At 71.2% G+C, this 25993-nt stretch carries 24 protein-coding genes; 11 read left to right on the top strand and 13 right to left on the bottom strand.

The window, feature by feature from the left end; genetic code table 11:
• Window positions 1-10: 10 nt before the first annotated feature.
• The 6 genes from ACTMTU_RS17780 to ACTMTU_RS17755 all read right to left on the bottom strand — a co-directional run bounded on the left by ACTMTU_RS17780 (window position 11) and on the right by ACTMTU_RS17755 (window position 5815).
• The gene (locus ACTMTU_RS17780) at window positions 11-1267 is read right to left on the bottom strand and encodes a cysteine desulfurase (RefSeq protein ID WP_159693147.1); all 1257 of its coding nucleotides are present in this window, start codon (window positions 1265-1267) and stop codon (window positions 11-13) included.
• Window positions 1264-2031 (bottom strand): Fe-S cluster assembly ATPase SufC, encoded by a 768-nt coding sequence (gene sufC, locus ACTMTU_RS17775; RefSeq protein ID WP_441264438.1) that lies wholly within the window; start codon window positions 2029-2031, stop codon window positions 1264-1266. The genes ACTMTU_RS17780 and sufC overlap by 4 nt, the downstream gene beginning before the upstream one ends.
• A gap of 7 nt (window positions 2032-2038) precedes the next feature.
• On the bottom strand, window positions 2039-2356 hold the full coding sequence (locus ACTMTU_RS17770) for a non-heme iron oxygenase ferredoxin subunit (RefSeq protein WP_005319006.1): 318 nt from the start codon (window positions 2354-2356) through the stop codon (window positions 2039-2041).
• Window positions 2356-3552, bottom strand: a complete 1197-nt coding sequence (gene sufD / locus ACTMTU_RS17765) for a Fe-S cluster assembly protein SufD (RefSeq protein ID WP_441264437.1) — start codon at window positions 3550-3552, stop codon at window positions 2356-2358. Before sufD ends, ACTMTU_RS17770 begins: the two co-directional genes overlap by 1 nt.
• 62 nt (window positions 3553-3614) lie before the next feature.
• The gene (gene sufB, locus ACTMTU_RS17760) at window positions 3615-5036 is read right to left on the bottom strand and encodes a Fe-S cluster assembly protein SufB (RefSeq protein WP_005319002.1); all 1422 of its coding nucleotides are present in this window, start codon (window positions 5034-5036) and stop codon (window positions 3615-3617) included.
• The gene (locus tag ACTMTU_RS17755; RefSeq protein WP_441264436.1) at window positions 5033-5815 is read right to left on the bottom strand and encodes a helix-turn-helix transcriptional regulator; all 783 of its coding nucleotides are present in this window, start codon (window positions 5813-5815) and stop codon (window positions 5033-5035) included. The genes sufB and ACTMTU_RS17755 overlap by 4 nt, the downstream gene beginning before the upstream one ends.
• A gap of 215 nt (window positions 5816-6030) precedes the next feature.
• Here ACTMTU_RS17755 and ACTMTU_RS17750 point away from each other — a divergent pair, with 215 nt between their 5' ends.
• The 4 genes from ACTMTU_RS17750 to ACTMTU_RS17735 are packed head-to-tail and all read left to right on the top strand — an operon-like array spanning window position 6031 to window position 9973.
• Entirely contained in the window at window positions 6031-6957 is a 927-nt protein-coding gene (locus ACTMTU_RS17750) for an ABC transporter ATP-binding protein (protein WP_441264435.1), read from the top strand.
• On the top strand, window positions 6954-7739 hold the full coding sequence (locus ACTMTU_RS17745; RefSeq protein WP_441264434.1) for an ABC transporter permease: 786 nt from the start codon (window positions 6954-6956) through the stop codon (window positions 7737-7739). The genes ACTMTU_RS17750 and ACTMTU_RS17745 overlap by 4 nt, the downstream gene beginning before the upstream one ends.
• Before the next feature lie 58 nt (window positions 7740-7797).
• Window positions 7798-8976: a hypothetical protein gene (locus ACTMTU_RS17740; protein ID WP_441264433.1), complete on the top strand. Its 1179-nt coding sequence runs from the start codon at window positions 7798-7800 to the stop codon at window positions 8974-8976.
• A 4-nt stretch (window positions 8977-8980) separates the two neighbouring features.
• Window positions 8981-9973, top strand: coding sequence for a COX15/CtaA family protein (locus tag ACTMTU_RS17735; protein WP_441264432.1), 993 nt, complete (start codon window positions 8981-8983; stop codon window positions 9971-9973).
• A gap of 379 nt (window positions 9974-10352) precedes the next feature.
• On the opposite strand, the gene ACTMTU_RS17730 is transcribed toward ACTMTU_RS17735, so the two are convergent.
• The 3 genes from ACTMTU_RS17730 to ACTMTU_RS17720 form a co-directional block, all read right to left on the bottom strand.
• Window positions 10353-11441: an amidohydrolase family protein gene (locus ACTMTU_RS17730; protein ID WP_441264431.1), complete on the bottom strand. Its 1089-nt coding sequence runs from the start codon at window positions 11439-11441 to the stop codon at window positions 10353-10355.
• Between the two features lie 66 nt (window positions 11442-11507).
• On the bottom strand, window positions 11508-11864 hold the full coding sequence (locus ACTMTU_RS17725; protein ID WP_441264430.1) for a hypothetical protein: 357 nt from the start codon (window positions 11862-11864) through the stop codon (window positions 11508-11510).
• A gap of 82 nt (window positions 11865-11946) precedes the next feature.
• A complete protein-coding gene (locus ACTMTU_RS17720) occupies window positions 11947-12900 on the bottom strand; it encodes a heme o synthase (RefSeq protein WP_373465267.1) in 954 nt (317 codons plus the stop codon).
• A gap of 340 nt (window positions 12901-13240) precedes the next feature.
• On the opposite strand from ACTMTU_RS17720, the gene tkt reads away from it, so the two are divergent.
• The 5 genes from tkt to pgl are packed head-to-tail and all read left to right on the top strand — an operon-like array spanning window position 13241 to window position 19829.
• Window positions 13241-15328, top strand: a complete 2088-nt coding sequence (gene tkt / locus ACTMTU_RS17715; protein ID WP_364600482.1) for a transketolase — start codon at window positions 13241-13243, stop codon at window positions 15326-15328.
• 34 nt (window positions 15329-15362) lie between these two features.
• The gene (tal, locus tag ACTMTU_RS17710) at window positions 15363-16481 is read left to right on the top strand and encodes a transaldolase (RefSeq protein ID WP_441264429.1); all 1119 of its coding nucleotides are present in this window, start codon (window positions 15363-15365) and stop codon (window positions 16479-16481) included.
• 14 nt (window positions 16482-16495) lie between these two features.
• Window positions 16496-18019, top strand: coding sequence for a glucose-6-phosphate dehydrogenase (gene zwf, locus ACTMTU_RS17705; protein ID WP_441264471.1), 1524 nt, complete (start codon window positions 16496-16498; stop codon window positions 18017-18019).
• Entirely contained in the window at window positions 18016-19047 is a 1032-nt protein-coding gene (opcA, locus tag ACTMTU_RS17700; RefSeq protein ID WP_441264428.1) for a glucose-6-phosphate dehydrogenase assembly protein OpcA, read from the top strand. The genes zwf and opcA overlap by 4 nt, the downstream gene beginning before the upstream one ends.
• Window positions 19044-19829, top strand: a complete 786-nt coding sequence (pgl, locus tag ACTMTU_RS17695; RefSeq protein ID WP_441264427.1) for a 6-phosphogluconolactonase — start codon at window positions 19044-19046, stop codon at window positions 19827-19829. Before opcA ends, pgl begins: the two co-directional genes overlap by 4 nt.
• Window positions 19830-19986: 157 nt before the next feature.
• On the opposite strand, the gene ACTMTU_RS17690 is transcribed toward pgl, so the two are convergent.
• Together ACTMTU_RS17690 and ACTMTU_RS17685 are read right to left on the bottom strand one after the other, a co-directional pair.
• Window positions 19987-20886: an ABC transporter permease gene (locus ACTMTU_RS17690; protein ID WP_441264426.1), complete on the bottom strand. Its 900-nt coding sequence runs from the start codon at window positions 20884-20886 to the stop codon at window positions 19987-19989.
• Window positions 20883-21794, bottom strand: coding sequence for an ATP-binding cassette domain-containing protein (locus tag ACTMTU_RS17685; RefSeq protein ID WP_441264425.1), 912 nt, complete (start codon window positions 21792-21794; stop codon window positions 20883-20885). The genes ACTMTU_RS17690 and ACTMTU_RS17685 overlap by 4 nt, the downstream gene beginning before the upstream one ends.
• A gap of 131 nt (window positions 21795-21925) precedes the next feature.
• On the opposite strand from ACTMTU_RS17685, the gene ACTMTU_RS17680 reads away from it, so the two are divergent.
• Both ACTMTU_RS17680 and ACTMTU_RS17675 read left to right on the top strand, forming a co-directional pair.
• Entirely contained in the window at window positions 21926-23119 is a 1194-nt protein-coding gene (locus tag ACTMTU_RS17680) for a sensor histidine kinase (RefSeq protein ID WP_441264424.1), read from the top strand.
• Complete coding sequence (locus ACTMTU_RS17675) at window positions 23116-23787, top strand: response regulator (protein WP_441264423.1); 672 nt, start codon at window positions 23116-23118, stop codon at window positions 23785-23787. Before ACTMTU_RS17680 ends, ACTMTU_RS17675 begins: the two co-directional genes overlap by 4 nt.
• Before the next feature lie 186 nt (window positions 23788-23973).
• Here ACTMTU_RS17675 and ACTMTU_RS17670 read toward each other — a convergent pair whose 3' ends face one another.
• Complete coding sequence (locus ACTMTU_RS17670; protein WP_441264422.1) at window positions 23974-25494, bottom strand: PH domain-containing protein; 1521 nt, start codon at window positions 25492-25494, stop codon at window positions 23974-23976.
• Window positions 25491-25991, bottom strand: coding sequence for a PH domain-containing protein (locus ACTMTU_RS17665; RefSeq protein ID WP_441264421.1), 501 nt, complete (start codon window positions 25989-25991; stop codon window positions 25491-25493). Before ACTMTU_RS17665 ends, ACTMTU_RS17670 begins: the two co-directional genes overlap by 4 nt.
• Window positions 25992-25993 lie beyond the last annotated feature (2 nt).

Genomic DNA, 25993 nt, shown 5'->3' with positions numbered 1-25993 from the left:
GTCGCCGCCTCTACCCGAAGAAGTTACGGACGTGCTCCAGGCCGTCGACCAGAGCATCGACCTCTGCCGGCGTGGAGTACAGATAGAACGACGCCCGCGTGGTCGCAGGAATTCCGTACCGCAGGCAGACGGGACGCGCGCAGTGGTGACCCACGCGCACCGCGATGCCCTGCTCGTCGAGGACCTGGCCCACGTCGTGCGGGTGGATGTCACCGAGCGTGAAGGAGATCGCCGCGCCGCGGTCCTCGGCCGTGGCGGGGCCGATGATCCGCAGGTCGGGGACCTCCAGCAGCCGCTTCACCGCGTACTCGGTGAGCGCGTGCTCGTGCTGGGCGATCTTGTCCATGCCGATCGAGCTCAGGTAGTCCACGGCCGCGCCGAGGCCGACGGCCTGGGCGATCGGGGGCGTACCCGCCTCGAACTTGTGCGGCGCCGGAGCGTAGGTGGACGAGTGCATCGAGACGGTCTCGATCATCTCGCCACCGCCCAGGAACGGCGGCAGGTCCTCCAGGAGCTCCTGCCGGCCCCACAGCACACCGATACCGGTCGGGCCGCACATCTTGTGGCCGGTGAAGGCCACGAAGTCGGCCTGAAGCGCCTGCACGTCCAGCACCATGTGCGGCGCGGCCTGCGAGGCGTCGATCAGCACCAGCGCGCCGACGTCCTGCGCCCGGCGGACGATCGCCTCGACCGGGTTGACCGTGCCCATGATGTTGGAGACCAGCGTGAAGGAGACGATCTTCGTCTTCTCGGTGATGACCTCTTCGATGTTCGACAGGTCGAGCCTGCCGTCGTCGGTGAGGCCGAACCACTTCAGCTTCGCGCCGGTGCGCTGCGACAGCAGCTGCCACGGGACGATGTTGGAGTGGTGCTCCATCTCCGTGATGACGACCTCGGTGTCGCTGTCCACGCGGTAGGGCTCGTCGGCCCAACCCAGCATGTTGGCGACGAGGTTGAGCGACTCCGAGGCGTTCTTGGTGAAGATCACCTCGTCACGGCTCGGCGCGTTGATGAAGGCGGCGACCTTGTCGCGGGCGCCCTCGTACAGCGCCGTGGCCTCCTCGGCGAGCACGTGCACGCCGCGGTGGACGTTGGCGTTGTGCTGCTCGTAGTACTCGCTGAGTACGTCGATCACCTGGCGCGGCGTCTGCGAGGTCGCCGCGTTGTCCAGGTAGACGAGCTTCTTGCCGTCGTGGAGCACCCGATCGAGGATCGGGAAGTCCTTACGGATCGCCTCTGTGTCCAGGAGGCCCGGCAGTGTGATCACGCGGTGACGCCTCCCTTGGTGGTGTATGCCTCGTAGCCCTCGTTCTCCAGCTTGTCGGCGAGCTCGGGGCCGCCCGACTCGACGATCCGGCCGTTCGCGAAGACGTGCACGTGGTCGGGCTTGATGTAGCGCAGGATGCGCGTGTAGTGCGTGATCAGCAGGGTGCCGACCTCGCCGCTCTCGCGGACGCGGTTGACGCCCTCGGAGACGATCCGCAGCGCGTCGACGTCCAGGCCGGAGTCGGTCTCGTCGAGGACCGCGATCTTCGGCTTGAGCAGCTCGAGCTGGAGGATCTCGTGGCGCTTCTTCTCACCGCCGGAGAAGCCCTCGTTGACGTTGCGCTCGGCGAAGGCGGGGTCCATGTTGAGGCGCTCCATGGCCTCCTTGACCTCCTTCACCCAGGTACGCAGCTTGGGGGCCTCGCCGCGGATGGCGGTGGCGGAGGTGCGCAGGAAGTTGGAGACCGAGACGCCGGGGATCTCGACCGGGTACTGCATGGCGAGGAAGACGCCGGCGCGGGCGCGCTCGTCGACGGTCATCTCCAGGACGTCCTCGCCGTCCAGGGTGACGGTGCCGCTGGTGATCGTGTACTTGGGGTGACCGGCCAGGGAGTAGGCGAGGGTCGACTTGCCGGAGCCGTTGGGGCCCATGATGGCGTGGGTCTCGCCCTGCTTCACGGTCAGGTCGACGCCCTTGAGGATCTCCTTCGTGGCGTTGTCGGCCTCGACGGAAACGTGCAGGTCGCGGATTTCAAGCGTTGCCATGGGTGACTCAGGACTCCTGGGTGACGGAGACGAGCACATCGTCCCCTTCGATCTTGACGGGGTATACGGGGACGGGGCGCGTCGCGGGAAGGCCCGACGGCTTGCCGGTACGGAGGTCGAAGGCGCTGCCGTGCAGCCAGCACTCGATCTGGCAGTCCTCCACCTCGCCCTCCGAGAGGGAGACGTTGGCGTGCGAGCAGATGTCGTGGATGGCGAACACCTCGCCCTCCGTGCGCACCACGGACACCGGCGTGCCGTCGAGTTCCACCCGCTTCGGGGTGTCCTCCTCCAGCTCGCTCAGCGCACAGGCTTTGACGAAGGCCATCAGGCGGACGCCTCCAGAACCGACGCCTCCAGCTCGGCGTCGATCTTGGCGAGCAGGCGCTCCTCGACGTCCGGCAGACCGATCTGCTGGACCAGCTCGGCGAAGAAGCCGCGGACGACGAGGCGCCGGGCCTCGGCCTCCGGGATGCCGCGGGCCATCAGGTAGAACAGCTGCTCGTCGTCGAAGCGGCCGGTGGCCGACGCGTGACCGGCGCCGGCGATCTCGCCGGTCTCGATCTCGAGGTTCGGCACCGAGTCGACCCGCGCGCCGTCCGTGAGGACCAGGTTGCGGTTCATCTCGTAGGTGTCGGTGCCCTCGGCCACGGCGCGGATGAGCACGTCGCCGATCCACACCGCGTGCGCGTCGTCGCCCTGCAGCGCGCCCTTGTAGACGGCGTTGGACTTGCAGTGCGGCATGTTGTGGTCGACGAGGAGGCGGTGCTCCTGGTGCTGGCCCTTGTCGGTGAAGTACAGACCGAAGAGCTCGGCCTCACCGCCGGTGCCGGCGTAGGAGACCCGCGGGTGGAGCCGCACGACGTCGCCGCCGAAGGTGACCACGACCGACTTGAAGGAGGCGTCCCGGCCGACCAGCGCGTTGTGCTGGGCGATGTGGACGGCCTTGTCGTCCCAGTCCTGGACCAGGACGACGGTCAGCTTGGCGCCGTCGCCCAGGATGTAGTCGACGTTCGCCGCGAGCACGGCGTCGCCGGTGTGGTCGATGACCACGACCGCCTCCGCGAAGGCGCCGAGCTCGACGACCTGGTGGCCGAAGGCCGTGCCGCCCTCTCCGTGCACCGCGATGCGGATCGGCTCGGCGAGCTGGGTCTCCTTCGGCACGGTCACGACCGTGGCCTGCTCGAAGGAGGAGTACGCCTGGGCGGCGACCCGGTCCACCGGGGTGCCGGCCTTGCCGAGCCGCGCGTCGTCGCGGCCGACGGTCTCGACGGTGACGCCCTCGGGGGCCTCGATGTCGACCTTGATCCCGGTGCCGGTCGCGGCGGCGGTGCCGTCGTGCAGACCGGCGAGGCGCTCCAGCGGCGTGAACCGCCACTCCTCCTCACGGCCGTGCGGGACCGGGAAGTCCGCCACGTCGAAGGACGGGGGCGCACTCATACGGGTGGCGACGGTCGACTCGGCGGCCACCGCGATCGAGCCGGCGGTGGTGGAGCCCACCGGGATGTTCTGAGCCTCAGCCATGGCTGTCGTCTTGCTCTCTTCCTACGTCAGAAGTCAGTCGCTGCTTGCGGTCCCGGAGGGCGTCAGCCCACCGAGCCCTCCATCTGCAGCTCGATCAGCCGGTTGAGCTCCAGCGCGTACTCCATGGGGAGTTCCTTGGCGATCGGCTCGACGAAGCCGCGCACGATCATCGCCATCGCCTCGAACTCCGTCATACCGCGGCTCATCAGGTAGAAGAGCTGGTCCTCCGAGACCTTGGAGACGGTCGCCTCGTGTCCCATGGAGACGTCGTCCTCGCGGACGTCGACGTACGGGTAGGTGTCCGAGCGGGAGATCGTGTCGACCAGGAGAGCGTCGCAGAGCACGTTGGACTTCGCGCCCGGCGCGCCCTCGCCGATCTCGATCAGACCGCGGTAGGACGTACGGCCGCCGCCTCGCGCCACCGACTTGGAGACGATGTTGGACGAGGTGTTCGGGGCCATGTGGACCATCTTGGCGCCGGCGTCCTGGTGCTGGCCCTCGCCGGCGAAGGCGATGGACAGGGTCTCGCCCTTGGCGTGCTCGCCCATCAGGTAGACGGCCGGGTACTTCATGGTCACCTTGGAGCCGATGTTGCCGTCGACCCACTCCATGGTCGCGCCCTCGTACGCCACGGCGCGCTTGGTGACCAGGTTGTAGACGTTGTTCGACCAGTTCTGGATGGTCGTGTAGCGGCAGCGGCCGCCCTTCTTGACGATGATCTCGACCACGGCGCTGTGCAGCGAGTCCGAGGAGTAGATCGGCGCGGTGCAGCCCTCGACGTAGTGGACGTAGGCGTCCTCGTCGACGATGATCAGCGTCCGCTCGAACTGGCCCATGTTCTCCGTGTTGATACGGAAGTAGGCCTGCAGCGGGATGTCCACGTGGACGCCCTTGGGGACGTAGATGAACGACCCGCCGGACCACACGGCCGTGTTCAGCGACGCGAACTTGTTGTCGCCGACCGGGATGACGGTGCCGAAGTACTCCTGGAAGAGCTCCGGGTGCTCCTTCAGAGCGGTGTCCGTGTCGAGGAAGATGACGCCCTGCTCCTCCAGGTCCTCGCGGATCTGGTGGTAGACGACCTCGGACTCGTACTGTGCGGCGACACCGGCGACCAGGCGCTGCTTCTCCGCCTCCGGGATGCCGAGCTTGTCGTAGGTGTTCTTGATGTCCTCGGGCAGCTCCTCCCACGAGGCGGCCTGGGCCTCGGTGGAGCGCACGAAGTACTTGATGTTGTCGAAGTCGATGCCGGAGAGGTCGGAGCCCCAGCTGGGCATCGGCTTCTTGTCGAAGAGGCGCAGACCCTTCAGCCGCAGCTTCAGCATCCACTCCGGCTCGTTCTTCTTCGCGGAGATGTCGCGGACGACGTCCTCGGAGAGACCGCGCTTGGCCGCGGCACCCGCCGCGTCGGAGTCGGCCCAGCCGAATTCGTACTTACCCAGGCCCTCGAGTTCGGGGTGGGCAGTCTCCGTGGGGAGAGTCATGCGGGGTTCCTCCCGGCCGTGCTTGCAGAAGCTGATGGTGTGGTGCGGGTCTGTGTGGTGCTGTCGCCAGGCGGGTCGCCCGGTGGCGGCGAGGTGCCGCCCTGGGGCGCACCGCGCGGGATGAACGTGGTGCAGACGCCGTCGCCGTGGGCGATGGTGGCGAGCCGCTGCACGTGTGTCCCGAGCAGTCGCGAGAAGACCTCGGTCTCCGCCTCGCACAGCTGCGGGTACTTCTCGGCCGCGTGGGCGACCGGGCAGTGGTGCTGGCAGAGCTGCTCTCCGACCGGCGCGCTGCGGGCCGTAGCAGCGTACCCGTCGGCGCTCAGGGCCTTCGCGAGCGCTTCCGTACGCTCCTCGGGCGCCGCGGCCTCGACGGCCGCGCGGTAGGCCACGGCCTGCGCCTCCATCCGGTCCCGGGCGAAGGCGGCGACGGCCGCCTCGCCTCCGGCGTTCTCCTCGATCCACCTCAGGGCGTCCACGGCCAGCGTGTCGTACGACTGGTCGAAGGCGTCCCGTCCGCAGTCGGTCAGGGCGAACACCTTGGCGGGCCTGCCGCGGGTGCGGGCGCCGTAGACACGCTGCTCGCGCGCCTCCACGACGTTCTCGGAGACGAGGGAGTCGAGGTGCCGGCGGACGGCCGCCTGGGTCAGACCCAGACGCCCTGCGAGATCGGCCACGGTGGACGGTCCGTGGTCCAGGATGGAGCGCGCGACGCGGTTGCGCGTGGAGCGCTCACCGGTCGCGAGTTCCTCCTGAGGAGCGTCGCCGAGGTTTTTCACAACGCCATTGTTGCGTAATTCTTCGGAGAGTGACAAGCGGCGTCCCGATCATCACCCGGTGCCGTACATCACTTAGGCATACCTAAGCTGACCTGCGGAAATGATCAACCGCAGGAATGAAGCCCTGGTGAGGCCCCCTGGGCCGCGCGCCCACCCGGACCTGCCCCCGGGACCCGCGGGACGGTCGCCCAGGACGCCCGCCTAGACTTCCCGGCATGCTGAGCGAGCCTGCCGTCCGGATCCGGGGCCTGGTCAAGCGGTACGGACCCAAGGCCGCCGTGGACGGCCTGGACCTCGATGTCGCACCCGGCTCCGTGACCGCCGTCCTCGGGCCCAACGGGGCCGGCAAGACCACCACGATCGAGACCTGCGAGGGCTACCGCCGCGCCGACGCCGGCACCGTGCGGGTCCTCGGCCTCGACCCGGTCGCCGACGCCGCGCGACTGCGGCCCCGCATAGGTGTGATGCTCCAGTCGGGCGGTGTCTACTCCGGCGCCCGCGCCGGCGAGATGCTCCGCCACATGGCCTCCCTGCACGCCCGCCCCCTGGACGTGGAAGCCCTGATCGAACGCCTCGGCCTCGGCAGCTGCGGGCGCACGACATACCGGCGGCTCTCCGGCGGCCAGCAGCAGCGCCTCGCGCTGGCCATGGCCGTCGTCGGCCGCCCCGACCTTGTCTTCCTCGACGAACCCACCGCCGGCCTCGACCCCCAGGCCCGGCGCGCCACCTGGGAGCTCGTCCGCGAACTGCGCGCGGACGGCGTCACCACCGTGCTGACCACGCACTTCATGGACGAGGCCGAGGAACTCGCCGACCACATCGCGATCATCGACGCCGGCCGGGTGGTCGCCCAGGGCAGCGCGGAGGAGCTGTGCCGCGGCGGCGCGGAGAACACCCTGCGCTTCACCGGACGCCCGGGCCTCGACGTCGGCTCCCTGCTGAAGGCGCTCCCCGACGGCTCGGCGGCCGCGGAGCTCACACCGGGCGAGTACCGGATCACCGGCGAGGTCGATCCGCAGCTCCTGGCGACGGTCACCTCCTGGTGCGCCCAGCACGGCGTACTGCCGCACGGCATCTCGGTGGAGCGGCACACCCTCGAGGACGTCTTCCTCGAGCTGACGGGCAAGGAGCTGCGCGGATGAGCGCCGGCACGTACACACCGGCGCCGGGCGCCGCACCACTGGGTCGCATGATCGTCTCGCAGGCCGCCTTCGAGACGAAGATGCTGCTGCGCAACGGTGAGCAGCTGCTGCTCACCGTCGTCATCCCGTCGCTGCTGCTCGTGCTGTTCTCCACCGTCGACATCGTCGCTGTGCCGACGGAGACGAATGGCGGGGAGGGACGGGCGGTCGACTTCCTCGCCCCCGGTGTCCTCGCGCTGGCCGTGATGTCCACCGCCTTCACCGGCCAGGCCATCGCCACCGGGTTCGAGCGCCGCTACGGGGTGCTCAAGCGGCTCGGCGCCTCACCGATCCCCCGCTGGGCCCTGATGACCGCCAAGACGCTCTCCGTGCTCGTCACGGAGATCCTCCAGGTGGTCCTGCTGACCGTCATCGCGTTCGCGCTCGGCTGGTCGCCGCAGGGCAGTCCGCTCGCCGCAGTGCTGCTGCTCGTCCTCGGCACCGCCGCCTTCTCCGGCCTCGGCCTGCTCATGGCCGGCACCCTCAAGGCCGAGGTCACCCTCGCTGCCGCCAACCTCGTCTTCCTGCTGCTGCTCGTCGGCGGCGGGGTGATCGTGCCGCTGGACAGGTTCCCCGACGGCGTCGCGTCCGTGCTGGGACTTCTGCCCATCTCCGCACTCTCCGACGGACTTCGTGACGTCCTCGGGCACGGAGCGGGCATGCCGTGGGGCAATCTGGGCATCCTCGCCCTCTGGGCGGTGCTCGGACTGGGCGCGGCCGCCCGGACCTTCCGCTGGGAGTGACACGCGCGCCGGGACGACCCTGCCGAGACCCGCACGGAGCGCACGGTGGGAGGCCTGGATGGAGCGAGCTGCCGCGCTGCGGCTGGACGCGGAGTGGGCGAAGGTCAGGACCGGCAGGCCCGCGTCCTCGCCCGGGACGCGGATGCGGATGCTCACCGATCTGATCTCCGCCCTCGCCCCGCACGCGGAGGGCGACCTAACCCTCTCCGCACGGCTGAGCCTGCGGTACGGGGACCTGGCCCGCCACCACTTCGACACCGGCCGGCGCGCCGACGCGCTGAGCGCCGTCGAGAAGGCCGTCCGGCACTGCGCGGAGCCCGCCCGGCACGACGACGAGCACGCCCGCTGGTACGCGCGGGCGCTGATCAGCCAGTCGGTGTACCTCGCCGAGCCGCTCAGCGACGAAATGGGCCTGCCCCGCTACGCCTTCCGGCCGCACGGCGAACAGCCGTGCACCGAGGACCGCCTGGCCGGACTCGCCGCGGTGGAGTCCACGCACCGGGCGATCGCCGTGTGGGAGCGGCTCGACCTCTCCCACCCGGTCAACCGGGAAGGTCTCGCCCAGGCACACGTCTTCCTCGGCGACCGGCTGGAGGAGCTCGGCAGGCCGGTGGACGCGGCCGAATGGGCCGTACGGGCGGAACGGGAGTTCCAGGCGCTCTGGCAGCCGCCCGACCCGGCGGAGCGCGCCCACGCCGCGATGCTCGAGCACCTCGGAGACCAGCTCGAACGCCGCCTGCGCCGCTGCCCCTTCGAAGGCGGCCTCACCCAGCTGCACAAACGCGAACTGCTGCCGCGGCGGCTGCTGCCGCTCGCGGTCCTGTCCGCGCGGATCGACGGCGTGGCGCCGGAAGCGGTCGCGCAGGGCCTCGGACTGGAGCGCGCCGAGGTGGACCGGATCCTGCGCGCCAACTCGTGGCGGGCCGTTTGGCGGTTCGACGTGCGCCGGGCCGACGGCTCCTGGGAACCGCTGGCGCACCCCTGGCGCGGTATGGACGCGGTGACCGACTGCACGGCCGAGGCGGTGGCCGCCGAACTGACGGACGCCTTCCTCCACTCGCCCGACGTGCCGCCGGAGCCCACTTCGTGGCGTTTCGCACTGTGGTGGGACGAGGAGGACCACCTCGACGGCTCCCGCTTCCGCACGGCCTCCGCGCCGGCGCCCGGGAAGCCGTCGGCGGGAGCGTCGACGCCCCCGCCGTCCCCCTCCCCCGTGTCCTCCGCGGACCCCTCGTGAAACCGTGCACAAGGGCCCGCTTACGATAGGGGCCGTGCAGACCCCCCTCGCCTATATCGCCCAGCGCTGGACACCGTCGCCCAAAATCCTGCGGCGCGCCGCGCTCTCAGCCATCGTGATGACCGTCGTCATCATCGTCACCGGCGGCGCCGTACGGCTCACCGGCTCCGGCCTCGGCTGCGACACCTGGCCCAAGTGCACGGACGACAGCCTCTTCGCCACACCCGAGCAGGGCCTCCACGGCGCGATCGAGTTCGGCAACCGGATGCTGACGTACGTCCTTTCGGCGGCCGTCGGCTGGGCGATCATCGCGGTGCGCGCCGTGAAGCCCCGGCGGCGCGGTCTGACCAGGCTGGCCTGGGCCCAGTTCTGGATCGTCATGGGGAACGCCGTCATCGGCGGCGTCACGGTGTGGGCGGGCCTCAACCCGTGGTCCGTGGCCGGCCACTTCCTGCTGGCCAACGCGCTGCTCACGGTCGCGACCGTGACCTGGGTGCGCACACATGAAGGCGACGGCGCACCTCGGCCGCGGGTCCCGCGGCCGGTCCGCAAGCTGTCCTGGGCGATCGTGGCGGTCTCCGCGGTGCTGATCACCCTCGGCACCACGGTGACCGGCTCCGGCAAGCACGCGGGCGACAGCAGCGACGTCCCGCGGATGCCGTGGGACTGGGCCGCCGCCGCGCACATCCACGCGATCGCCGCGTGGGTGGTGTGTGCGCTGGCCGTCGCGATGTGGCTCGTCCTGCGCGTGGTCGACGCCCCCGACGACACCCGCGCCCGGGCGCGTGACCTGCTGCTGGTGGTGCTGCTTCAGGGCGTGCTCGGCTACGTCCAGTACTTCACCGGGGTGCCGGAGCTGCTGGTCGGCGCGCACATGTTCGGCTCCTCGCTGATGTGGATCGCGGTGCTGAGGCTGGCGCTGAGCCTGCGGGAGCGGGAGGCGCTGCCGCTGCCGACCACGACGCCGCGGGACGCGGACGCTCTGACCTCGGCCTGACGCGCCTCCGCCGGCGCGCTTGTCCCCTACCCGGCCCTTCCCGCTGTACCGATGTGCGGCTCCGCCGCGTGGCGGGGCAGGCCCCGGACCCGGTACCGCCTTGCGGGCGGTACCGCGCTTCGCGCGGTGCCCTCAATCTCCCCCTACGGCCTGGCGGCCGTGGGAGGTGCCCCCGGGCGGGCTGAAGTTGCCAGGCAACTTCAGCCTCGCCGGTGTTTGAGGCGCGGGGGTGCGGTGGGGGTCCCCCACGCCGCCAGGCGTAGGGGCGGAGCCCCCGGACACACCGCGCGCAGCGCGGTGGCGGGCCCGGGCGGAGCCCCCCGCGGCGGAGCCGCACATCGATGCAGCGGGAAGGGGTGGGGAGGGGACAGGCACGGCGTCAGGCGGGCAGACCGTACACCCGCCCCGCGTTCCCCGCCGCCAGCATCGTCGCCACCCGCTCCGCGTCGCCCCGCGACCAGGCGCCGTCCGCGACCCAGCCGCCGAGCACCCGGCCGAGCGCGTCGCGGAAGGACCGCGCCCCGACGACATGAAGCTCCGGCAGGCCCCGTGCGCCGCTGGAGAACAGGAGCTTGCCGAAGGGGGCGAGTTCGAGGATCTCCGCCAGGACCGCCGCCGCCCTCGCCCCGGTCTGCACGAGCGCGGGGCCGAGGTCGGCGTAGACGTGCGGGTACGCGCCGGCCAGGTGCGCGGCGCTGCGGTGGTGCGGGTAGCCGTGCAGCAGGACCAGGTCCGTGCCGAGGCCGGCGGTCGCCGCGGCGAACCCCGCGAGCGGCATCGGGTCCTGTACGCCGATGTGCAGTTGCAGCGGCAGGCCGGTGGCGAGGGCGGCCCACAGCAGGTGCCTCAGCAGGACCGGATCGGTGACCGGGTCGCCCACCCGGCGGCCGGCGAGCCAGCGGCCGGCCGCTCCGCGCACCTCGCCGGGTCCCGGTGGCTCCGGCCGGTCCGCCAGCCGCCCGGCGGCGACGGTGGTGAAGGCGACGGCCGAGCCTGCCGCCCCGTGGACGGCCTCCGCGAGGTTCGCGAGGAAGGATTCGACGGTTCCGGAGGTGTCCGCGACCTGCTCCGCGAGCAGTTCGAGGCGGACGATCTCGCGGGCCTGGGCCGCCCCGGCCGCGGCGAGTTCCGCGGGGCCCGCGAGGTCCCCGGGCAGGCCGGTGTCCACGAGGTAGGTGGCGATGCCGGTGCCCCGCAGAAGGCGTCTGCCCGCCTCGACCACTCCGAGCTCGCGGCGGCGGGCCAGGTAGTGGGCGGGCGGGCAGTGCGGTTCGAGCCCCAGGAGCGGCGGGCACCAGCGCCGGACCGCGAAACCGGTCTGGGTGTCGAAGAAGGTGGTGCCGGAGGCCGGCGGGGCCCCGGCGGCGGGGCCCAGGTACGTCTCGAAGGTGCCGAGGCCCAGTTCCGTGCGGAGCACCCCGTGGCAGTACTGGTCGACCAGACGCACAGAGGACGCGGCGTCGATCATCGGGAGCTCCCTGTCTAGGACCGTGCTTCCACAGTCCTAACGGGTGAGCACCGCGTGAGGTGTTGGTCAGGCATTGGAAGGGCCGCCGACCTGGATGCCGGCCATGCGGCTCCACTCGTACGGGCCGGTGCGGACCTTCGCGGCGAAGTCGCCGTCGAAGGACTCGTGGAGCGTGATCCCGGACTTCTCCGCGGCGCTGACGGCGACGGTGTGGTTCGGCGCCACGAGGTCGCCCCAGGCGCCGTCCTCGCCGACGAGCACGATCCGGGTGCCCATCTGGCCGATGTAGGCGAGCTGGCCCTCGGCGCCGCCGTGTGCGCCGGCGAAGGCCTTGATCTGCTTGGCGAGCTTCGCGGCCCTGCGCTCGGCGCGGGCGTCGGCGGCCGGCGAGGAAGCGGTCTCTTCAACCTTGGTTTCTGCCATGAACCGCATGCTACTCGCGGGTAGATCGACTGGCGACGGCAGAACCGAGTGGCCTCGGCCACCTTGCGGGCGGCGGCTGCCGTCAGCGCAGGAACGGGTCCACCGCGACGGCCACGAACAGCAGCGACACATAGGTGATGGACCAGTGGAAGAGGCGCATCTCCTTGAGCTTGCCGCCCGTCTCGCCCGCCTTGGCCCTGCTCTGCAGCGCGTGCGCCTCCCACAGCCACCAGCCGCCGGAGACCAGCGCGACCGCCGTGTAGAACCAGCCGGTGTAGCCGAGGGGGGTCAGCAGCAGCGAGACGGCGACCATGACCCAGCTGTAGAGGACGATCTGCCGGGCGACGACCCTGTTGCCCGCGACGACCGGGAGCATCGGCACGCCGACCCTCGCGTAGTCGTCCTTCACCTTCATCGACAGCGGCCAGTAGTGCGGCGGCGTCCAGAAGAAGATGACGAGGAACAGGATGACGGCGGCCCAGGACATCGAGTTGGTGACGGAGGACCAGCCGATCAGGACCGGCATGCAGCCGGCGATGCCGCCCCAGACGATGTTCTGCGCGGTGCGGCGCTTCAGGATCATCGTGTAGACGACGACGTAGAAGAGCAGTGCGCCGAGCGACAGCGCGGCCGACAGCCAGTTGACCAGCAGCCCGAACCAGAGCGTGGAGACCACGGCGAGGGTCAGACCGAAGACGAGGCCCTCGCGCGGCGACACCATGCCGGTGACGAGCGGCCGCTGCGAAGTGCGGTCCATCAAGGCGTCGATGTCGCGGTCGATGTACATGTTGAGCGCGTTGGCGCCGCCGGCGGAGAGGTACCCGCCCAGGCACGTGGCGAGCACGAGCCACAGGTCGGGAACGCCCTGCTCGGCGAGGAACATCACCGGAACGGTGGTGATGAGCAGCAGCTCGATGATCCGCGGCTTGGTCAGTGCCACGAACGCCTTGGCGCGGGCCCCGAACGGCCGATGGCCCCCCGGGCCGGTAGCCAGGACGACCCCCGCGGGTCGGGACTCGACGGCCGTCACGCACACCCCTGACAGAGAAATCCCAGCAAGTCTCTGGGAGTGCCTCCCACGCCCGAAGGGCCGTGGGTGCAGTGAAGACCCGGTAAGACTTGCGCGTACCACGCCACTCTAGACGCTGCCCGTACGCCGATCTTCGCGGGGGTCGACTCGTGTTGAGCGCCGGCCCGACGCCGGGCGTATACATCGCCGACAGGCGGGGAACACCCGGCGCCCGCACCCTGGCAGTGTCCAATTGGAAAGACGCGTGACCGAAAAGGAGCGCGTTGCTGCGAGGGTAGGCTCGACAGCGCCCGGTACACGCCTCTGTCACCGGGATTCGACATGTGGAGAGGAGCCCTGACTCAGGGTGAGCACCAAGCCGACCACCACAGACCTCGAGTGGACCGCGTTGGACCAGCGGGCAGTCGACACCGTCCGCGTCCTGGCCATGGATTCCGTACAGAAGGTCGGCAACGGCCATCCGGGTACGGCCATGAGCCTGGCCCCCGCCGCGTACGTGCTCTTCCAGAAGCTGATGCGGCACGACCCCGCGGACGCCGACTGGACCGGCCGTGACCGGTTCGTCCTGTCCGCCGGACACTCGTCGCTGACGCTCTACATCCAGCTCTACCTGGCGGGCTACGGCCTGGAGCTGGACGATCTGAAGGCGTTCCGCACCTGGGGCTCGAAGACCCCCGGCCACCCGGAGTACGGCCACACCACGGGCGTCGAGACGACGACGGGGCCGCTCGGCCAGGGTGTCGCCAACGCCGTGGGCATGGCCATGGCCGCCCGCTACGAGCGCGGCCTGTTCGACCCGGACGCCGAGCCGGGCACGTCCCCCTTCGACCACACGGTCTGGTGCATCGCCGGTGACGGCTGCCTCCAGGAGGGCATCTCGGCGGAGGCCTCCTCGCTGGCCGGCCACCAGAAGCTCGGCAATCTGGTCCTGCTGTGGGACGACAACCACATCTCGATCGAGGGCGACACGGAGACGGCCGTCTCCGAGGACACCCTCCAGCGCTACGAGGCGTACGGCTGGCACGTCCAGCGCGTCCAGCAGCTGGAGAACGGCGACCTCGACCCGGTCGGCCTGTACAACGCCCTGAAGGCCGCGCAGGCCGAGACCGAGCGCCCGTCGTTCATCGCGGCCCGCTCGATCATCGCCTGGCCCGCCCCGCACGCCCAGAACACCGAGGCCGCGCACGGCTCGGCGCTGGGCGCCGAGGAGGTCGCGGCCACCAAGCGCGTCCTGGGCTTCGACCCGGAGCAGAGCTTCGAGGTCTCCGACGAGGTCCTCGGGCACACCCGTGGCGCTCTCGACCGCGGCCGTGAGGCCCGTGGCGAGTGGGAGAAGACGTTCGCCGCATGGCGTACGGCCAACCCGGAGCGCGCCGCCGAGTTCGACCGGATCCGCTCGGGCGAGCTTCCCGAGGGCTGGGAGGACGCGCTGCCGGAGTTCGAGACCGGCAAGGGTGTCGCCACCCGCGCCGCGTCCGGCAAGGTCCTCCAGGCGCTCGGCGCCGTCGTGCCCGAGCTGTGGGGCGGCTCCGCCGACCTGGCCGGCTCGAACAACACCACGATCGACAAGACGTCGTCGTTCCTCCCCGCGGGCAACCCGCTGCCGGAGGCCGACCCGTACGGCCGGACGATCCACTTCGGCATCCGCGAGCACGCGATGGCCGCGGTCATGAACGGCATCGCGCTGCACGGCAACACCCGCGTCTACGGCGGCACCTTCCTGGTGTTCTCCGACTACATGCGCAATGCCGTGCGGCTCTCCGCCCTGATGCACCTGCCGGTCACCTACGTGTGGACGCACGACTCGATCGGCCTCGGCGAGGACGGCCCGACCCACCAGCCGGTGGAGCACCTGGCCTCGCTGCGCGCCATCCCGGGCCTGAACATCGTGCGCCCGGCCGACGCCAACGAGACCGCGATCGCCTGGCGCGAGATCCTCAAGCGGTACACCAAGGAGTTCGGCAAGGGCGCCCCGCACGGCCTCGCGCTGACCCGCCAGGGTGTGCCGACCTACGAGTGCAACGAGGACGCGGCCAAGGGCGGCTACGTGCTCTTCGAGGCCGAGGGCGGCGACGCCCAGGTCGTGCTGATCGGCACCGGCTCCGAGGTCCAGCTGGCCGTCGGCGCCCGCGAGCAGCTCCAGGCGGCCGGCATCCCGGCCCGCGTGGTCTCGATGCCCTCGGTCGAGTGGTTCGAGGAGCAGGACCAGGGGTACCGGGACTCGGTGCTTCCCCCGTCGCTCAAGGCACGAGTCGCGGTCGAGGCCGGCATCGGTCTCACGTGGCACCGTTACGTCGGTGACGCCGGACGCATCGTCTCGCTGGAGCACTTCGGCGCTTCCGCGGACGGCAAGGTCCTCTTCCGTGAGTTCGGTTTCACCGCCGAGGCCGTGGCCGCCGCAGCGCGGGAATCGATCGAAGCCGCCGCGCGCTGACGCCGGTACACGACAAGTAGGAGATGCAACTCTCATGACAGACGCACTCAAGCGCCTCTCCGACGAAGGCGTCGCGATCTGGCTGGACGACCTGTCCCGCACCCGGATCACCTCCGGCAACCTCGCCGAGCTGATCGACCAGCAGCACGTCGTGGGTGTCACGACCAACCCGTCGATCTTCCAGAAGGCGATCTCGGACGGCCACGGCTACGACCAGCAGCTGGAGGACCTCGCGGCCCGCAAGGTGACCGTCGAGGAAGCCATCCGCATGATCACGACGGCGGACGTCCGTGACGCCGCCGACGTGCTGCGCCCGGTGTTCGACTCGACGGGCGGCCAGGACGGCCGGGTCTCCATCGAGGTCGACCCGCGTCTCGCGCACAGCACCAAGGCGACCATCGCGGAGGCCAAGCAGCTCGCCTGGCTGGTGGACCGTCCGAACACCTTCATCAAGATCCCGGCGACCAAGGCGGGCCTGCCGGCGATCACCGAGGTCATCGGCCTCGGCATCAGCGTCAACGTCACGCTGATCTTCTCGCTGGAGCGCTACCGCGAGGTCATGGACGCCTACCTGGCCGGTCTGGAGAAGGCGAAGGCCGCGGGCCTGGACCTGTCCAAGATCCGCTCGGTGGCCTCGTTCTTCGTGTCCCGCGTGGACACCGAGATCGACAAGCGGCTGGACGCGCTGGGCACCCCCGAGGCCAAGGAGGCCCGCGGCAAGGCGGCCCTGGCCAACGCCCGGCTCGCCTACGAGGCGTACGAGGAGGTCTTCTCCTCCGACCGCTGGGCCGCGCTCGACAAGGCGCAGGCCAACAAGCAGCGCCCGCTGTGGGCCTCGACCGGCGTCAAGGACAAGGCGTACAAGGACACCCTGTACGTGGACGAGCTGGTCGCCCCCGGCACCGTGAACACCATGCCGGAAGCCACGCTGATCGCGACCGGCGACCACGGGCAGATCACCGGCGACACCGTCCGTGGCACCTACGAGCAGGCCCGCGCGGAGCTCGAGGCCGTGGAGAAGCTCGGGATCTCCTACGACGAGGTCGTCCAGCAGCTCGAGGACGAGGGCGTCGAGAAGTTCGAGGCGTCCTGGACCGACCTGCTCAAGTCGACCGAGGCCGAGCTCAAGCGCCTCGCACCCTCGGAGGACTGAGCGACTTGTCCGGTATTGGCGGAGCCAACCCGCTCCGTGATGCTGCAGACCGACGGCTCCCGCGTATCGCGGGGCCGTCGGGCCTGGTCATCTTCGGCGTCACGGGCGACCTTTCGCGCAAGAAGCTGATGCCAGCCGTCTACGACCTCGCGAACCGGGGGCTGCTGCCGCCGGGCTTCTCGCTCATCGGCTTCGCCCGGCGCGAGTGGGCCCACGAGGACTTCGCGCAGGAGGTCCACGACGCGGTCGAGGAGCACGCGCGCACGCCGTTCCGTGAGGAGGTCTGGCAGCAGCTCATCCAGGGCATGCGGTTCGTCCAGGGCACCTTCGACGACGACGACGCGTTCGAGCAACTCAAGTCCACCATCGAGGATCTCGACAAGGTGCAGGGCACCGGTGGCAACTTCGCGTTCTACCTCTCCGTGCCGCCGAAGTTCTTCCCCAAGGTCGTCCAGCAGCTGAAGAAGCACGGGCTGGCGGACCAGAAGGAAGGTTCCTGGCGGCGCGCGGTCATCGAGAAGCCGTTCGGTCACGACCTGGTCTCCGCCAAGGAGCTCAACCAGGTGGTGCACGAGGTCTTCCCGCCGAACGAGGTCTTCCGCATCGACCACTACCTGGGCAAGGAGACCGTTCAGAACATCCTGGCGCTGCGGTTCGCCAACACGCTCTTCGAGCCCATCTGGAACCGGTCGTACGTCGACCATGTGCAGATCACGATGGCCGAGGACATCGGCATCGGCGGCCGGGCCGGCTACTACGACGGCATCGGCGCCGCCCGTGACGTGATCCAGAACCACCTGCTCCAGCTGCTGGCGCTGACCGCGATGGAGGAGCCCGCCTCCTTCGACGCGGACGCCCTCGCGGCGGAGAAGACCAAGGTCCTCGGCGCGGTGAAGCTCCCCAAGGACCTGGCGCAGAACACGGTCCGCGCGCAGTACACCGCGGGCTGGCAGGGCGGCGAGAAGGCCGTCGGCTACCTCCAGGAAGACGGTATCGACCCCAGGTCGAAGACCGACACCTACGCCGCGATCAAGCTGGAGATCGACAACCGCAGGTGGGCGGGCGTCCCCTTCTATCTGCGCACCGGCAAGCGGCTCGGTCGGCGCGTCACCGAGATCGCGGTCGTCTTCCAGCGCGCCCCGCACTCCCCCTTCGACTCCACGGCGACCGAGGAGCTCGGGCACAACGCCCTGGTCATCCGCGTCCAGCCGGACGAGGGCGTGACCATGCGGTTCGGCTCCAAGGTGCCGGGCACCTCGATGGAGGTCCGGGACGTCTCGATGGACTTCGCGTACGGCGAGTCGTTCACCGAGTCCAGCCCCGAGGCCTACGAGCGACTCATCCTCGACGTGCTGCTCGGCGACTCCAACCTCTTCCCGCGGGTGGAGGAGGTCGAGCTGTCCTGGAAGATCCTCGACCCGATCGAGCAGTTCTGGGACGCGAACGGCAAGCCGGCCGAGTACACGGCCGGCACCTGGGGCCCGGACGAGGCGGACGAAATGCTCGCACGAGACGGACGGAGCTGGCGTCGGCCATGAAGATCGACCTTACGGACACCACGGCCAGCAAGATCAACAAGGCGCTGGTGCAGGGCCGCCGAGCGATCGGCACCCCGGCCGTCGGCATGGTCCTCACCCTGGTCATCGTGACCGATGAGGAGAACGCCTACGACGCACTGAAGGCCGCCAACGAGGCGTCCCGCGAGCACCCTTCGCGCACCCTCGTGGTCATCAAGCGGGTCTCACGCTCCCCGCGTGACCGTGCGAAGGCCAGGCTCGACGCCGAGGTGCGGGTGGGCGCGGACGCGGGCACCGGCGAGACGGTCGTGCTGCGCCTGTACGGCGAGGTCGTCGACCACGCCCAGTCCGTGGTGCTGCCGCTGCTGCTGCCGGACGCCCCCGTCGTCGTCTGGTGGCCGGTCAACGCGCCGACCGACCCGGCCAACGACCCGCTGGGCTCGCTCGCCCAGCGCCGGGTGACCGACACCTACGCCGCCGAGCAGCCGGTGCGTGAGCTCGCGGCCCGCGCGGAGGCCTACACCCCCGGCGACACCGACCTGTCCTGGACCCGGATCACGCCGTGGCGCTCGATGCTCGCGGCGGCGCTGGACCAGGTCACCTGCAAGGTCACCTCCGTCGAGGTGGAGGGCGAGGAGTTCAACCCGAGCTGCGAGCTGCTCGCGATGTGGCTCGCGGACCGGCTCGACGTCCCGGTGAAGCGGTCCTCGTCGGCCGGGCCCGGCCTCACCTCCGTACGGCTGGAGTCCGACTGCGGACCGATCGTGCTCGACCGGCCGGACGGGTCGCTCGCCACGCTGTCCATCGAGGGCCAGCCGGACCGTGCGGTGGCGCTGAAGCGGCGCGAGACGGCCGAGCTGATCGCGGAGGAACTGCGCCGGCTCGACCCGGACGACACCTACTCGTCGGCGCTCCGGTACGGGGTGGAGCGCCTCGGCGCGGCCACGCCGGCCGCGGCGGAGTCCGCACCGGACCCGGCCCCGGCCGGGAAGAAGGCGGCGCCGGCGGCCAAGAAGGCCGCCTCCGCGAAGAAGGCGGCAGCCCAATGACCGCCGCTCCGCAGCTCGTCGTGCACCGCGACAAGGAGCTGATGGCACAGGCGGCCGCGGCCCGGCTGATCACGAAGATCGTGGACGCACAGGCCGCGCGCGGCTCGGCGTCCGTGGTCCTCACCGGCGGCCGCAACGGCAACGGGCTGCTGACCGCGCTCAGTTCGTCCCCGGCCAGGGACGCCATCGACTGGTCGCGGCTCGATCTGTGGTGGGGCGACGAGCGGTTCCTGCCGTCGAACGACCCGGAGCGCAATGTCACGCAGGCGCGTGAGGCGCTGCTCGACGCCGTACCGCTGGACCCGTCGCGGGTGCACGCCATGCCCGCGTCGGACGGCCCGTACGGCTCCGACGTGGACGCGGCGGCCGCCGCCTACGCGGCGGAACTCGCCGCGGCGGCGCGCCCCGAGGACCACGGTCCGGTGCCGACGTTCGACGTCCTGATGCTGGGCGTCGGACCCGACACGCATGTGGCGTCCCTGTTCCCCGAACTCCCGGCGGTCCGCGAGACGGAACGCACGGTCGTCGGGGTCCACGGTGCGCCCAAGCCGCCGCCGACCCGCATCTCGCTCACGCTGCCGGCGATCCGCGCGGCACGTGAGGTGTGGCTGCTCGCGGCGGGCGAGGACAAGGCGAAGGCGGCGGAGATCGCGCTGTCCGGAGCGGGCGAGATCCAGGCGCCGGCGGCGGGAGCGTACGGGCGGGCTCGGACGCTGTGGCTGCTGGACGCGGCGGCGGCGTCCGAGCTGCCGCGCGAGCTGTACGTCCCGGCTTCCGCCTGATCGATGCGGCCGAGGCCCGGCCCGCCCACGCTTCCCTCACCGCGACCACGTGTTGCGGCGACCCCGGAAAGCGCCGTGCGGCGGCCCGGGCCGCTCGCTCCGGCGGCGGGCGGACCGGGCGGCTGCGGCGGTCCCGCTCCGTCCCGCCGCGGGCCGCTCAGACGTCGCGGCGATGCACGACGGCCACCGCGACGATCGCCGCGAGGAGCGACCATGCGCCGAAGACGATCCACGCCTCGGTGACCGACACCGGGTACTTGCTCATGGAGTAGTCGCGTTCGGGGTTCCGCACCAGGGCCTGCCAGGCCGATAGCGGCATCGCGTTGCCGATCTCCTTCACCCACCGGTAGGTCTCACCCTGGAAGAGCGCCGGCAGCAACAGGAGTACACCGACGACCGCGACGACGGTACCCGCGGCGTGGCGGACGAGGGCCCCGAGGGCCATACCGACGAGGGCGCACAGCGGGGCCAGCAGCGCGGCGGCGGCGACGGCCCGCAGAGCCCCGGGATCGCCGAGGGACAGGCCGTGGTGGTCGCGCAGGATCGCCTGGGTCACGCCGAACGACGCGCCTGCGACGACCACGCCGAGGACGAGCATGACCGCGGTCATCACGGTCGCCTTGGCCGCCATCACCGCCCGTCGCGCCGGTACGGCGGCGAAAGTGGTCCGGATCAGACCGCTGGTGTACTCGCCGAAGACCGCGATGGCGCCGACGCTCCCGGCGACGACCATGAGGAGCTGCCATGCCGGGTCGACGAACGCGGTTCCCAGTGGATCGAACAGCATCTCCGGCTTCTCGGGCATGCCGGGAGGCGGGGCGGCCGGCCGGCCGTACTGCTGCGCCAGCCGGTCGGCGTTGGACCAGGCGGAATTGACGTTGATCCCGACGACGACCGGCGCGCTGCCTCCGAGGACCCAGTAGGTGGAGCGCAGCGACCAGAGTTTGATCCACTCGGCAACGAGGAGATCCCGGAACCGGGCAGGGACTTCGGCGACGGCCGCGAACACCCGCGGCCCGGGGACCGCCTTCGCGGTGGTGGTCCGTGGGACGGTCATCGGGCTCCTCCCGAGCCGTATTCCACGCTGTCGGCCGTCAGTCCCATGAACGCCTCTTCCAACGAGGCGGCCCGGGTGGTGAGTTCGTGCAGCAGGACGCGGTGATGATGGGCGAGTTCGCCGATGCGCCGCGCGTTCAGGCCTGTCACCGTGCACGAACCGTCGTCCTCGTGCCGGACGGTCGCCCCCGCCGTGGTGAGAGCGGACGTCAGTCCGGCGACGTCGGGCGTACGGACCGTCACACCCTGCCGGGAGCCGCGGGCGGCGAACTTCGCGAGGCTCTCCGTGGCGATCAGCTCGCCGCGGCCGATGACGACCAGTTGTTGCGCCGTGTGCTCCATCTCCCCCATCAGATGGCTGGAGACCAGCACCGTACGGCCCTCGTCGGCCAGCCGCCGGAAGAGGCCGCGTACCCACAGCACGCCCTCCGGGTCCAGCCCGTTGAGCGGTTCGTCGAACAGCAGCACCGGCGGGTCACCGAGCAACGCGCCGGCGATGCCGAGTCGTTGCTTCATCCCCAGCGAGAAACCTCCGATACGGCGCCGGGCCGCGGCGCTCAGCCCCACCTCCGCCAGGACCTCGTCCACCCGGCGCCGTGGCAGCCCGTTGCCGTGCGCGAGCGCCGACAGGTGCGCCCGCGCGCTGCGTCCGCCGTGCACATCGTGCGCGTCGAGCAGTGCCCCGACGTGCCGCAGGCCGCGCGCACGTCCGCGGAACGGCACTCCGTCGACGACGACGGTGCCGCTGGTGGGGGTGTTCAGGCCGAGGATCATCCGTAGTGTGGTGGACTTGCCGGCGCCGTTGGGGCCGAGGAACCCGGTGACGTGGCCGGGGCGGACCGTGAAGGTCAGGCCGTCGACGGCGGTGTTGGGGCCGTATCGCTTCGTCAGTTCGTTGACTTCGATCACCGGGCCACCGTCCCGTGGGCGCGGCCCCCGCGGCATCGGCCCGAGGGCCACACCCGCAGGCCGGCCGTAGCCCCGGGGCGTACGCCGCAGGGCCGATGCTCGCGCTCCGGCCCCGTACTTATGATCGCGGCATGAGCGTCTCACCGCGTGTCCCCCGCTCGTGGCGCCCACCGTCGACACCACTGCGGGCCCTGGCCTGGTGCGGGGCGCTCGCCTACCCGTTCCTGCTGTACGTCGCGGTGCTGGTCGAGCGCGAACCCACCGGTGCGCGACTCCTCCTGCCGGCCGCGCTGTCGGTACTGGCGTTTCCACTGTTGCGGCACCGGCCGTGGCCGGCCCTGGTGCTGATGCTTGCCGGTTCGTTCGCCGCGACCGTGCTTGCAGCCTCCAAACTGGCCGCGGCCTTCCCCTTCGCTTCATCGGCACCCGCGTGGCAGATCGGATACCTGCAGGCGCTGGTCACCGATCTCGCGGTCTGCGGCATTGCCGCCACCCGGACGCTCCGGACGGCGCTCGCCGCCGCGGCCGTGACCATCGCCGTGCAGATCGCCGCCGTGGGCCACTACCGGAGCGGGTCGGACGCCTTCGTCTCAGCCGTCGTGGTCCTCGTCCTGATGCTCGCCCTCGCCGGGACGACCGGCCATCTCGTCCAGGAACGCCGCGAGCACGCGGAAACGGTACGGGCCCAGGCCGCCGACCGGGCGGTCACCGCCGAACGGCTTCGAATCGCCCGGGAGTTGCACGACATGGTCGCCCACAGCATCGGCGTCATCGCCATCCAGGCCGGTACCGGCCGCCGGGTCATCGACACCCAGCCTGCGGAGGCCCGCAACGCACTGGCCTCCATCGAGACCACCAGCAGGGACACCCTGGCGGGGCTGCGACGCATGCTCGGCGCGCTCCGCAAGGCCGAACCGGAAAGGGCGCCGCTGGCCCCTGCCCCCGGCCTGGCGGACGTCGACCGGCTGGTCGCGACCACACTGGAGGGCGGTGTCCGGGTGGAGGTGGAGTGGCGGGGAGAACGGCGCCCGCTCCCCGTGGACGTCGAACTGTCCGCCTTCCGCATCATCCAGGAGGGCATCACCAACGTGGTGCGTCACGCGGGTACTCAGGAGTGTCAGGTGGTCATCGATTACCAGGAGGACGAACTGTCCCTCGAGATCACCGACGACGGCAACGGCTCCGCGACCGCGGGCACCGGATACGGCATCACCGGGATGCGCGAACGGGCCGTCCTGCTGCACGGCCGGTTCACCGCAGGGCCTCGCCCTGAAGGGGGCTTCCGCGTGGCGGTGCGCCTGCCGGTTCCGGCGGGCGTGCGATGACTCCTCACCCCGTGCGTGTACTGCTCGTCGACGACCAGCCGCTGGTGCGCGCCGGGTTGCGCGTTCTCATCTCGGACTGCCCCGCCCTGGAGATCGTGGGAGAAGCGGGCACGGGCGCACAGGCGGTCCAACTGGCCCAGGACGTCCGGCCCGACGTGGTGGTGATGGACATCCGGATGCCCGGCATGGACGGCATCGAGGCGACCGCACGGATCCTCGCGGGCCCGAGCGCGGCACGCGTCCTCGTACTCACCACCTTCGACGACGACGAGTACGTCTACGGCGCGCTGCGCGCGGGCGCGAGCGGGTTCCTGGTGAAGGACATGGACCTGGACGACATCCTCACCGCCATCCGCGTGGTCGCCGCCGGCGACGCCCTGATCGCGCCGAGCGTGACCCGCCGTCTCATCGAGGAGTTCGCCGCCCGGCCGGAGCCCGCGGCGGCGCCCCGGCACGGGGCGATCGGGGGCGTCACCGACCGGGAACGCGAGGTGCTCACCCTCATCGGCCGTGGCCTGTCCAACGGCGAGATCGCCGACCGGCTCTGCATCAGCCCGGCCACGGCCAAGGCCCACGTGGGACGGCTGTTCACCAAGCTGGCGGCCCGCGACCGGGTCCAACTGGTCATCATCGCCTACGAGCTGGGCCTGGTGTCGCCGTCGCGCTGAGCGGGCGCGCCTGCCGAGAGCCGCACCGCTGCCCCGCCGCCGGGGTGAGCGCGCGCCGGGCGGTTCATGGGGAGTCCGGTCTGTCGGGAGCCGATGGCTGAGGCCGGTGGATTCAAGGCGTCGTACGGGTCCGGCTCGGGCGAGACGTCCCGGTGCGGCCCGCCGGTACAGCCAGGTGCAGCCGCGTCAGGGAGCCGGGTCCGAGTCGCGCTCCAGGAACGGCTCCAGCAGCCCCGGCACCGCCTCCGACGCGAACGTCAGGCCCTCCCCCTCCGCGGCGTCGTAGACGCCGTACGCGCCCGCGCCCGCCGCCGTCGTCGCCATCAGCGTGATCAGGCCCGCGCGGCGCTGGAAGACGGAGCGGCGGGCCGTCCAGCCGATCACGCCCGTCCGCTGCAGTGCGACCGTGCTGCGGCGGACGGTGCCGGAGCGGGTGACGAGGTAGTCGCCTGCGATCCCGTGGCCGAGCGCCCGGTACGCGTCGAGCGCGAGGAGCACCGCGACGGGAACCCCGACCGCCGCCCAGGCGACCGCGATCCACAGGAGCACGGGCGTGAGCAGCGCGCCGAGGGGCGCGAGGACCGCCGCGGGCAGCAGCGCCGCGCTCAGTGCCCGGCGCAGCCGTCTGCCGCGAGCGGCCCGTGGGTGGGGCGTCAGGAGGGACTGCCGCGTCGGGGAGGCGGAGTCGCGGAGCACCTGGGCGGCGACCTCGTCGGCCAGCGCCCGCGGCACCGCGGGCAGCAGGACGTTGATGTCGGCGTGCTTGTCCTTCTCGTCCTTGACGAGCCCGGTGGCGACGGCGTCCAGCCTCGCGGCGCCGAAGAGTCGGATGCCCAGCGGCTCGACCAGGTCGACGCCGCGCAGCCGGCGTTCCTCGATGGATATCGAGCGTGACGTGAACAGGCCTCGCCGCACCCGCAGTGTGCCGCCGGGCTCCCGTTCGAGCCGGTAGTTCCACCACATCTCGATCCAGAGCCCGAGCGCGCCGACGACACCGGCGACGAGGGCGACGGCGGCCAGGGTGACGATCACCCATACGAGGGGGGTGTCCTGGAAGCGGTCCCCCACCCAGTCGATGACCTCGGCCTGTGCCCCGAACCACTGGCTGACCTGCATCACCGCGCCCGCCGCCGCGCCGCCGAGCAGTGGGGCGACGAAGGAGACCGGCGCGTAGCGGATCCAGGCCGGATCGAGGACGGCGAGTTCGCCGTCGGGGTGGGTGGCCGCCTCCCGCGGGGTGGTCCTGGCGAGCAGCTCGAGCCGCAGCCGTTCCCCCTCCGCCCGGCCGACGGCGTCGAGTTCGAGCGTGGACTCACCGCCCACGGCGTGTTCGCCCGTGCCGATGCGGACCTTGACGAGTCCGAGGACGCGCAGCAGCACGTTGGCGGTGAGGTCGACGCTCCGGATGCGTTCGCGGGCCAGCGAACGGCGCTTGACCAGGACCAGCCCGGTGTGGAGTTCGACCCGCTCCGGTCCGATGCGGTAGCGGGTGCGCTGCCAGCGGACCAGGTCGGCGGCGGTGCCGGCGCCGATGACCAGGGCCGCCCCCGCCAGCACCCAGCCGAGGGCCTTCCACAGCGGCATGCCACCCGCGAGCCCGAGGAGAGCGGGGAGCCCGGCGCCGGCCGCGAAGCCGGCCATGACCAGGGCGGTCACCACGACCGTGCGTCCGTCGAGCCGCCGCCACTCCTCTTCCGGTGTGCTCATGTCGCGTCCCCGGGCGTGGCCCGGGTGATCAGGGTCAGGCTCTCCGCGAGTTCGGCGGCGACCTCGTGGTCGAGTCCCTCGATCCTGACGGCGCCCTTGGCGGAGGCGGTGGTCACCGTGACGGTGGCGAGCCTGAACGCCTGCTCGAGCGGCCCTCTGACCGTGTCCACGGTCTGGATGCGGGACATGGGTGCGATCCGCCACTCCTGCCACAACGCCCCGGTGCGTACGTACACCGCGTCGTCGGTGACCTCCCAGCGGTGTACGCGGTACCACCAGGCGGGGAAGAACGCGGTGCAGGCGAGCCCGACGACGGCGATCACGCCTGCCGGGACCAGCAGCCAGGTGCGGGCGGGCTCGATGAACGCGCCCAGCACGGACAGCACGAGAGCCGGTACGGCGGCGGTCAGCAGGACCTGCGCGCGCCACCAGTTGACGGCCCGTTCGTTCAGCCGGTTGTTCGGCGGCCGCAGCCGCACCGTGTTCTCCCCCGCCATCA

This window comes from Streptomyces sp. OZ13 (assembly GCF_052068155.1).
Lineage (GTDB): Bacteria > Actinomycetota > Actinomycetes > Streptomycetales > Streptomycetaceae > Streptomyces.
This window is presented reverse-complemented; position numbering and strand designations above follow the sequence as displayed.